We start from the raw sequence: 8,699 nt of genomic DNA on the forward strand, positions 1-8,699 counted from the left end.
AAAACACCATGCTCGCCTTCCAGCACGGCGCCTGGACCAGCGCAACCGTCAATACAACCAACCAAAACCGCCTCGGTATCAATACAGCCGCCGATCTAACAAACAGGTTCGCTGTCGCCCTTTGACACGCGCGACCCGCAATCTATGTCTCATTTCGGCACGTCGGCAGCCATTTGTTTACCTGTCGCGGAGTCGATCGCCACATACAATCAAGGGTAGCTAGGCCTCCGTGAATGGCCGGGTAAACGTGGCACCGCTCCATGATGGAGCCGATTCGAGGTGCCATTTCATGCCCATGCAGACCGTTCACCGTCTGACCAATGACCCTACCCCAGCGCAGCGCCTTGCCCGTGCCATCAAGGACATCGACAGCCGACTGGACTGGATCCATCGCCATAACCAGCCCGTTCCCCTGGACGCCTATCGCGCCCGGCGCATCCTGCATGCGGCGCTCGTCCGTTGTCGCGAGCGCAATGCCATTCTCCCGCCAGCTCGCTGACGGGGGACACTGCGCGAGCGGACGCGATGCCCAAGCCGCACCGATCGCGCAGGGACCCGGTCGAGCGATACGAGGCGCTCCCGGGTCTTCTCTTACAATCAGGTTCAAGCATGACGCAGGGCGCGCAGAAAATACCTATTCACAGAGGTGCGTCTGTGTCAGGCTACGCTTACTGAGTGGGCTGGGTTAAGCCTGTCGCCAACAAGCCCGAAGGCCTGCATCAGACGGTGAGGGCAAAGTGATTTTCGCCGACCGTCACCACCCCACTCTGCTCCTTCGCCGCAACGCGGCGAACGGCGTCCACTGCACCGGGATCGATCCGCGATACCGCATCGGAGAAGCGGCGCTCCGGATCGGGCACCGCCGACAGCAGCAGCTTCGTATAGGGATGCTGCGGATTGTCGATGACCGCGCCGCAATCGCCCCATTCGACGATCTGGCCGCTGTACATGACGGCGATGTCTTCCGCGACATAGCGGGCCGTGGCGATATCGTGGGTGATGTAGAGGAGGCCGAGATTGCGGGCCGTCTTCATCTCGTTGAGCAGGTTCAGCACGCCGAGGCGTACCGAGACATCGAGCATGGAGGTGGGCTCGTCGGCAACAAGGACCTGCGGGCGGGCCGAAAGCGCACGGGCAATGTTGACGCGCTGGCGCTGGCCGCCGGAAAGCTCATGCGGATATTTCGGGGCGACGATGGCAGGATCGAGCTTGACGCTGGCAAGCTGCTCGAGGACGGCAGCATCGAGATCGGCGGACCGGATGTCCGGGCGATGTAGGCGCAGCGTTCGCTTCAGATGGTAGGCGATGGTGTGCGCCGGGTTGAGCGAGGCGAAGGGATCCTGGAAGATCATCTGGACGGCCTGCCGGTAGGCGGCAAGGTCGCGGCCATGCCGCCCTGCCGTCGGCTCACCCCTGAACAGCACGCGGCCGCTCGTCGGCAGATATTCCAGCATGGCCATGCGCGCACAGGTCGTCTTGCCACTGCCCGATTCCCCGACGATAGCAAGCGCCCTCCCGCTGTGAAGCGCGAAATTGACCGAGCGTGCGGCGCGCACGCCGCCCGTGGCGCTGCCGAAGGTCTTGCTGACATTGTCAAAGCGCAGAAGCGGGTCGTTCATCCGAGCACACCTCCCTTGAGTGAGGGGAACGAGGCCCAGAGCCTCTTCGTATAATCGTGCTGCGGCGTGCGGAAGATTGCTTCCGAAGGCCCTTGCTCCACCATCCTGCCTGACAGCATGACGCCGATGCGGTCGCAGAACTGCACCATGAGGCCGAGATCGTGCGTGATGAACAGCACGGAGAAACCGCGCTGGCGGCGCAGCTCGTCGATCCGCTGGAGGATCTCGCGCTGCACCACCACGTCGAGCGCCGTCGTCGGCTCGTCCATGACGACGAGCTTGGGATCGAGCGCCATGCAGATGGCGATCACGATGCGCTGGCGCATGCCGCCGGAGAACTGGTGTGGATAGTCACGCATGCGCTCCGGCTTGATGTCGACGAGCCGCAGCATCTCGGCGGTGCGGTCGCGTGCCTCGCTGCGTGCACAGCCGGTATGGGTGCGCAACACGTCGTAGAACTGTTCCTCGACGCGCAGCACGGGGTTCAGCGAATTCATCGCACTCTGGAACACCATGGCCACCTCGCGCCAACGGAAATCGGCGAGCGCGCGCTTGTCGAGGCCGAGCACGTCGCGATCGGCGAGGCGGATCTCGCTGCCCTTGCGGATCAGTGCCGGCGGGCCATGCAACCGGCTGACGGCGAAGGCGATGGTGCTCTTGCCGCAGCCCGATTCCCCGGCAAGCCCAAAGACTTCGCCCGGTGCGACATCGAAGGAGACGTCGTCCACCGCGCGGAAATCCGTCTCCGTGCCGATGTAGTCGATCGTGAGATTCTTGACGGAAAGCAGCGCGTCGCTCACAGGCGTCCCTCCCCGGATTTGACGAGACTCGTCCAGCGGGCGAGGCGCCCGCCGGTGCGTAGCCGTGGGTTGGCGATTTCGTCCACGGCGAAGTTGAGCAGCGACAGGCCGATGCCGAGCAGCGCCAGCGCCAGGCACGGCGCAAGGATATCCCACCAGGCGCCCACCGAAAGGGCGGAGGCCTTCTCCGCGTTGTAGAGCATGGTGCCCCAGGAGATGACGTTGGGATCGCCGAGCCCAAGGAATTCCAGTGTCGCCTCGGTGATGACGGCGAAGATGACGCTGCCGATGAAATTGATGCCGACGATGGAAAAGACGTTCGGCAAGATCTCGAAGGCCATGATGCGCCATTGTGGCTCGCCCATCATCTCGGCGGCCTTCACGAAGTCCCGCTGCTTGACGGAGAGCGTTTCGGCCCGTGTGACGCGCGCGCCCCAGGCCCAGGAGGTGAGGCCGAGGATGAGCGCGATGACCATAGGGCCCGCCTGGCCGACGAAGGAGGCGATGACGAGCAGCAGCGGCAGGTTTGGCACGACCAGCACCATGTTGGTGAAGAAGCTGATCACCTCGTCCGTCTTGCCGCCGCGATAGCCGGCGATGATGCCGAGCGTGGTGCCGATGACGGTGATGAGCAGGCCTGCGGCGAAACCCACGGCAAGCGAGGTCTGTGCGCCGTAGATGAGCCGTGCCCAGACATCCTGTCCGAGGCGGGTCGTGCCGAGAATATGCTCCGCCGAGGGCGACTGGTGCGGCCGGCCAGTGCGGCCGGCGGGATTGTATTCCGTGAGCAGCGGTGCTGCGACCGCGACCAGCACGATCAGGGCCACGATGGCAAGGCCGACGAGCGCCTTTCGGTTGCGGCGAAGGCCGATCAAGAGCTGGCCCATGTCAGCCACTCCCCTTCAGACGCGGGTCGAGCAGCACATAGCTGACATCGACGATGAAATTGGACACCAGCATGGCGGCAGTCATGACGAGGAGCTGGCCCTGGATGACCGGGTAGTCGCGGGCGAGGATCGCCTGGTAGAGCGTGTTGCCGAGGCCGGGATAGTTGAATACGACCTCGGTCACCAGCGAGCCGCCGAGCACGGTGCCAAGCGCGATGGCGAGGCTGGAAACCGTGGGCAGCAGCGCATTGCGCGCCGCATACCAGACCATGACGCGCCGGTCGGAAAGCCCCTTGGCGCGAGCCATCACCACATAGTCCTGCCCGAGCAGGTTGATCATGTTGTTGCGCATGGTCACGGTGAAGCCGCCGGTCAGGACGAAGCAGAGCGTGATGAGCGGCAGGATGGCGTGGTGAGCGACGCTGGCGAAAAAGGCGAGGCTGAAGGACGGATCGAGCGCCGGGTCATGCGCATAGCCCGTCGGGAACCAGCCCAGCGTGAAGCCGAAGACGAAGAGCGCGACGAGCGAGGTGACGACCGCCGGAATGGAGGTGGCGAAGATCGCCGAGACCGACACCACCAGATCGAGCCGGCTGCCGCGCCGCCAGGCGGCGACCATACCGAGGAAACTGCCAAGCACGAAGGAAATCAGCGTCGCCGTGCCGACGAGGCCGACGGTCCACAAGAGCGCCCGCCCGAGCAGGTCCGTCACCGGCAGCGGGAAGTATTTCACCGAAACACCGAGGTCGCCGGTGAAGATGCTGGAGAGATAGGTGAGGTACTGTTCCCAGAGCGGCCCGTCGACGAAGCCGAAGGTCAGCTTCAATGCCTCCAGGCTTTCCGGTGGCAGTTCCGAGGCCGCGGAGGAAAACATCAGCGCCACCGGATCGCCCGGCATCAGGCGCGGCAGGAAGAAGTTGATCGTCGCTGCGGCAATGAAAGCAGCGAGATAGAACAGGATTCGGCGAAGCAGGAAAGGCATGGCCTGGAACCGGCGGGGCCTGTTACGGTCCCCGCCTCCTCTATGGGCGGATCACGGAACCGGCTGGAGAGCCAGGAGGTTCAGAAGACGCGCGCGGTTGTTCTTGGTGATCGACGGGTTGGCGAAGGGGGTCTCCTTCGTCGACCAGCCGGTGAACCGGCTCGTGTTGTACTGGTACCAGTTCGGGTTGTTGAACACCGGCATCAGCGGCAGGTTCTCCGCCACGATGCGCTGGGCCTTGTTCATGATCGCCTTCTGCTTTTCGAGATCGGCCGTATGGGTGAACTCCCCGACGAGCTTTTCGACATCCGCATTGAACCAGCGCTGCGAGGTAAACCGCGTCTTGCCCTTGTCGGCCTCGGTGAAGGCACGCTTGTAGGGGTAGTAGGGCGAGGCGGCGGCCGGCAGGCTGTTGATGGCGGCGTCGAACTTGCCCGAGATCAGGTTCTGGCTCCAGACGGCTTCTTCCGGCGTCTCGATCTTGGCATCGATACCGACCGCCTTCATATTGTCGATGGCGATGTTGACGGTGTCGATCCAGTCGGTCCAGCTGGCCGGGACGATGATCGAGAAGGCGATCTTCGTCCCGTCGGGGTTGTCGCGCATGCCGTCGCCATCCTTGTCGACATAGCCGGCCTCGTCGAGAAGCGCCGCGGCTGCCGCCTCGTCATAGGTTGCGAACTTGCCGAAATCGGCCGTGACGGACGGATCGGCCCAAGCCTTGTAGAGTTCGCCCATCAGGCCCGGATCCTGATTGAGCGTCGGATAGCCGTAGCCGGCGATATCGACCATGCCCTGCCGGTCGAGCGCCATGGAAACGGCTTGGCGGAACTTCAGGTCGGAAAAGGCCTTGCGATTGTCCGCATTGGCGCTTTCCTGGTTGAAGACGAAGGCCACCATGCTGCTCGGCGAATACCAGTAGTGGAAATGCTCCGGGTTTTTGGCGACATAGACCTTCTCGATATCGGGGATGAAGGAGACGCCCCAGTCGAGCGTGCCGTCTACCGTCGCGGTCAGGATCTGGTTGTTGTCGGCAAGCTGCGGGAAGCGCATGCAGTCGACCTTGAGGTGCTCGGCGTCCCAATAGTTCGGGTTGCGGCACTGGTCGTAGGTCTGGCCGGTGAAGCGGGCGATCTCCGTCATCGGGCCGCTGCCGACCGGCGTCTCGTTGGAGAAGGTGACGGGATCGGCGATGTCCTTCCAGGCATGCTGTGGCACGATCGGGATCTGCACCAGCGTTTCGGCGGCAAGCGAGGTCGGCGCCTTCATGGTGAAGCGCACGGTCTGGGCGTCCGCCACCTCGACGCCGTCGATCTGCGTCCAGATGCTGACGAAATCGAGCGCCGGAAATGCCTTCACGAGATCGAAGCTGAACTTGACGTCCTCGGCGGTCAGCGGCTGGCCGTCGGACCATTTCAGACCGGCGCGCAGCTTGAACTCGATGCTCTTCAGGTCGTCGGAAAGCGTGAAGCTTTCGGCAAGGCGATAGACCGGCTTGTTGCTGTCGAACTGATTGAAGATGACCAGCGGTTCATAGATGAAATCGAGCGTGCTCTGGCGCGCGGACGTCTGGTTGAAGGGGTTGAAGTTACGCACCCACGTCGTCGCGGGCTCGATGTTCACGGTCAGCACGGTCTGGGCAACCGCAGGCGCGGCGCCGAGCATCAAGGCCGCAACGGCCGTCAGGGTATGGAACTTCATGTCGCTCACTCCTCTCTAGAACTGTCGGGTTTCGGGCGGCGCAGCATGCCCTCGTAGACGCCCTTGTCTTCCGCGGGGATCGGCATCGCGCCGACCGTGCCCGCATAAAAATCCACCGGCCCGGCATCGCCGATCACCGCATAGGCATAGCCGTCCGCCTTGAGCGCCGAGAGCGCGCCGGCAAGCAGCGCCACACCCACACCCCTCCCGCGCGCATCGGGATGTACGCCGGTCGGCCCAAAGAAGCCGCGCGCCACGATGTCGTAGCAGGCAAAGCCGAGAAGCCGCCCCTCCGACACCGCAACGAGGCAGGCGACAGGCCGGCGCGAAAAGGCGACCGTTACCTCGCTCGCCCAGTTGTCGGAAAAGTGCGCACGCACCCAATCGACGACCAACGCCATTTCCGGCGCCAGCGCCGGACGGATCGCGACGCCCTCAACCGGTGGCCGGGAGGCGAGCGCAGCGAACTTTTGCGAATGGAGATTGACCAGGAGGTCGGGCATCGGTTCCGCTCTCCGTCAGGCCCAGTGGCCATAGAGGTTGGGCATCAGCGCCGCGTTGACGATGAAGCGGCCCCAGTCCTTCTGTCCCCAGGGTGTCCAGGCCGTTTCGGCAATGGCCGACAGGCGCGGGAAGACGAGACGATCGAAGATCGCGCGGTCGGCCATGGATTCGTTCCAGATGCAGGCCTGAATGCCCTTGAAGCGGGTCAACTGCTCCACGGTCCAGCCTTCTACGGGGTCGAAATCATAGGTGTCGCGCGGGGACGGGGAGCCTGCCCAGCCGGCACCGGGCTCGTTCCAGTCGGTGGATTGGCCCATGTCGAGATAATAGGCCTGCCCCGGCGCCACGACGATGTCGTAGCCTTCTCCCGCAAGACGCGCACTGACCGGCACATCGCGCCAGCCGATGAGATAGGACGAGGCCTTGTCGAGCACGTCGCCGTGCGCTGCCTCCTGCCAGCCGCCGGTGACGCAGCCGAGCGCCTTGACGCTCGCATGCACCTGCCGCAGGAAGGCGGCCTGCAGCACGGCGGTCGTTGCGCCCTCGATATCGTCGGCGCCGTCATGGTTGGTCTCGACATTGTTGTGTCGCGCATGGAAACGGGCCGCATCCCCGCCGGCAAGATCGGCAAGCATGGCGAGCGCCATTGGCGAGCCGGACCAGGCCCCGAGCGGTACCTCGTCCGCCCCGACATGCAGGATGCCGGCAGGAAAGAGGCCGGCAAGCTCGCGCATCACCGTTTCCATGAAGGCGATGGCTTTCGGCTGGGCGGGGTTGAGGCAATTGTTCGGCATGCCCTGCACGGAGGCATATTCGCCGGTCTCGTCCGGATCGCGCAGTTCCGGCAGCGCCTGCAGCAGGGCGAAGCTGTGGCCGGGCACGTCGATTTCCGGAATGACGTCAATGCCGTAGCGGTCGGCATGCGCCACGATCTCGCGCACCTCGTCCTGGGTGTAGTAGCCGCCCGTCGCGAAGGGGCCGGAGCCGAAGAGCGGCGGCACGGAGAGGGCATGGCCCCGCCAGGCGGCCTTTTCCGTCAGCTGCGGGTAGGCGGTGATCTCGATGCGCCAGGCCTCGTCGTCGGTGAGATGCCAGTGGAAGCGGTTGAGCTTGTTCCAGGCGAGGATCGCAAGGAACTGCTTGACCTCCGCGCCGGCATAGAACTGCCGCGCCACGTCGAGATGGCAGCCGCGGAAGCCCATGCGCGGCGAATCCTCGATGCTGCCCGCCACCGGAAACAGAAAGGTGGCCGGGTGGCGCCGGGCACCACGGAAAATCTGGCCGAGCGTGATCAGTCCGTAGAGGAAACCTGCAGGCGCAGCCGCCGTGACGAGCACACCATCGGCCGCGAAATCCAGGCGGTAGGCCTCCGCTTCGCCCGCCCGTTCGGCAAAACGTACCGGAAGGCCGCCCTGATGGCTGTTCCGCACCAGCCCTTCACCCGGGAAAAGCCGTGCTGTGATATCGCGGAAGGCATCGCCCGCTTCGGCAGCCGCGGCCGAGCCCCTCGCAAGGGCAAGCCCGTGCGGCACCTGTCCGCCGGCAATGCCGGTGACCTCCTTCGGCCAGGGAACGATCGACAGCGGCTGCGGCGCGTTCAGCGGAACCGGCGCGCGGGCCGTGCCGCGGCGCGGCGCATTGTCTGCGACGGTGGAGACGGTGGGCAGCACGCGCGCCGGCAGCATCGTTCCCTCGGCCCCAACGACATAGGCGTTGCGCGCGCCGTCGCTCCAGTGGCGCAGTGGATAGGAAAGCTGGCGGCTGCTCGCCTCCCAGGTCGCACCCGGGGCCAGCACGAAGCCGTCGGGCGGTGCGATGGTGCTGTGATTGGAAAAGCGCCGGACCAGCCGGCCGTTCTCGATCGCCGCCCCTGCCTGCAGCCGGGCCGGGCCGCTGAAGCACAGCACGAAGCCGGCCAGCGGCGTCGCGCCGAGATTGGTGAGGCGTATCGTATAGATGGGCGCTTCCGTGCCGACCGCCGGCGTCCAGAGCGTTTCGAAGAGCAGGGAATGGGTGGGATCGACGGGGCCGGTCATCAGAAAAATCCTTGGTTATGAAAAGGGGATCAGGCCGCGGCGCCTGGCTCCAGCCCGAGCGGATCGTTGACGCGTGGCCAGATATTTAGGCTGGCTTTTTTGTAGGGTGTCGTTGCGGGATCGGTCGGGTAGGAGGTGGGTGCGGCGACATAGACGATCTGGGAGGAGAC

General features: G+C 64.7%; 8 protein-coding genes. 1 reads left to right on the forward strand and 7 read right to left on the reverse strand.

Annotated elements, in window-relative coordinates; translation table 11 throughout:
* Nucleotides 1-289: 289 nt before the first annotated feature.
* A complete protein-coding gene (locus P9A16_RS35100; RefSeq protein ID WP_023514307.1) occupies nucleotides 290-499 on the forward strand; it encodes a hypothetical protein in 210 nt (69 codons plus the stop codon).
* Between the two features lie 220 nt (nucleotides 500-719).
* On the opposite strand, the gene P9A16_RS35105 is transcribed toward P9A16_RS35100, so the two are convergent.
* From P9A16_RS35105 to P9A16_RS35135, 7 genes are read right to left on the reverse strand one after another with little or no spacing between them, the layout of a single operon-like run.
* Complete coding sequence (locus tag P9A16_RS35105; RefSeq protein ID WP_278026546.1) at nucleotides 720-1,619, reverse strand: ABC transporter ATP-binding protein; 900 nt, start codon at nucleotides 1,617-1,619, stop codon at nucleotides 720-722.
* On the reverse strand, nucleotides 1,616-2,419 hold the full coding sequence (locus tag P9A16_RS35110) for an ABC transporter ATP-binding protein (protein WP_023514309.1): 804 nt from the start codon (nucleotides 2,417-2,419) through the stop codon (nucleotides 1,616-1,618). Before P9A16_RS35110 ends, P9A16_RS35105 begins: the two co-directional genes overlap by 4 nt.
* Nucleotides 2,416-3,306, reverse strand: coding sequence for an ABC transporter permease (locus P9A16_RS35115; RefSeq protein ID WP_023514310.1), 891 nt, complete (start codon nucleotides 3,304-3,306; stop codon nucleotides 2,416-2,418). Before P9A16_RS35115 ends, P9A16_RS35110 begins: the two co-directional genes overlap by 4 nt.
* 1 nt (nucleotide 3,307) lies before the next feature.
* Entirely contained in the window at nucleotides 3,308-4,288 is a 981-nt protein-coding gene (locus P9A16_RS35120) for an ABC transporter permease (RefSeq protein ID WP_023514311.1), read from the reverse strand.
* Nucleotides 4,289-4,339: 51 nt separating this feature from the next.
* A complete protein-coding gene (locus P9A16_RS35125; protein WP_023514312.1) occupies nucleotides 4,340-5,989 on the reverse strand; it encodes an ABC transporter substrate-binding protein in 1,650 nt (549 codons plus the stop codon).
* Nucleotides 5,990-5,994: 5 nt separating this feature from the next.
* Nucleotides 5,995-6,492, reverse strand: coding sequence for a GNAT family N-acetyltransferase (locus tag P9A16_RS35130; RefSeq protein ID WP_023514313.1), 498 nt, complete (start codon nucleotides 6,490-6,492; stop codon nucleotides 5,995-5,997).
* Between the two features lie 15 nt (nucleotides 6,493-6,507).
* The gene (locus P9A16_RS35135) at nucleotides 6,508-8,529 is read right to left on the reverse strand and encodes a beta-N-acetylhexosaminidase (RefSeq protein WP_023514314.1); all 2,022 of its coding nucleotides are present in this window, start codon (nucleotides 8,527-8,529) and stop codon (nucleotides 6,508-6,510) included.
* Between the last annotated feature and the right edge of the window lie 170 nt (nucleotides 8,530-8,699).

The organism is Shinella sp. 838, assembly GCF_029623935.1.
Taxonomy (GTDB): Bacteria; Pseudomonadota; Alphaproteobacteria; order Rhizobiales; family Rhizobiaceae; genus Shinella.

Excerpts from the sequence above, each read along its gene's own strand:
- P9A16_RS35105 (WP_278026546.1), bottom strand. The coding sequence starts at position 1,619 with ATGAACGACCCGCTTCTGCGCTTTGACAATGTCAGCAAGACCTTCGGC.
- P9A16_RS35100 (WP_023514307.1), top strand. The coding sequence starts at position 290 with ATGCCCATGCAGACCGTTCACCGTCTGACCAATGACCCTACCCCAGCG.
- P9A16_RS35130 (WP_023514313.1), bottom strand. The coding sequence starts at position 6,492 with ATGCCCGACCTCCTGGTCAATCTCCATTCGCAAAAGTTCGCTGCGCTC.
- P9A16_RS35135 (WP_023514314.1), bottom strand. The coding sequence starts at position 8,529 with ATGACCGGCCCCGTCGATCCCACCCATTCCCTGCTCTTCGAAACGCTC.
- P9A16_RS35120 (WP_023514311.1), bottom strand. The coding sequence starts at position 4,288 with ATGCCTTTCCTGCTTCGCCGAATCCTGTTCTATCTCGCTGCTTTCATT.
- P9A16_RS35115 (WP_023514310.1), bottom strand. The coding sequence starts at position 3,306 with ATGGGCCAGCTCTTGATCGGCCTTCGCCGCAACCGAAAGGCGCTCGTC.
- P9A16_RS35125 (WP_023514312.1), bottom strand. The coding sequence starts at position 5,989 with ATGAAGTTCCATACCCTGACGGCCGTTGCGGCCTTGATGCTCGGCGCC.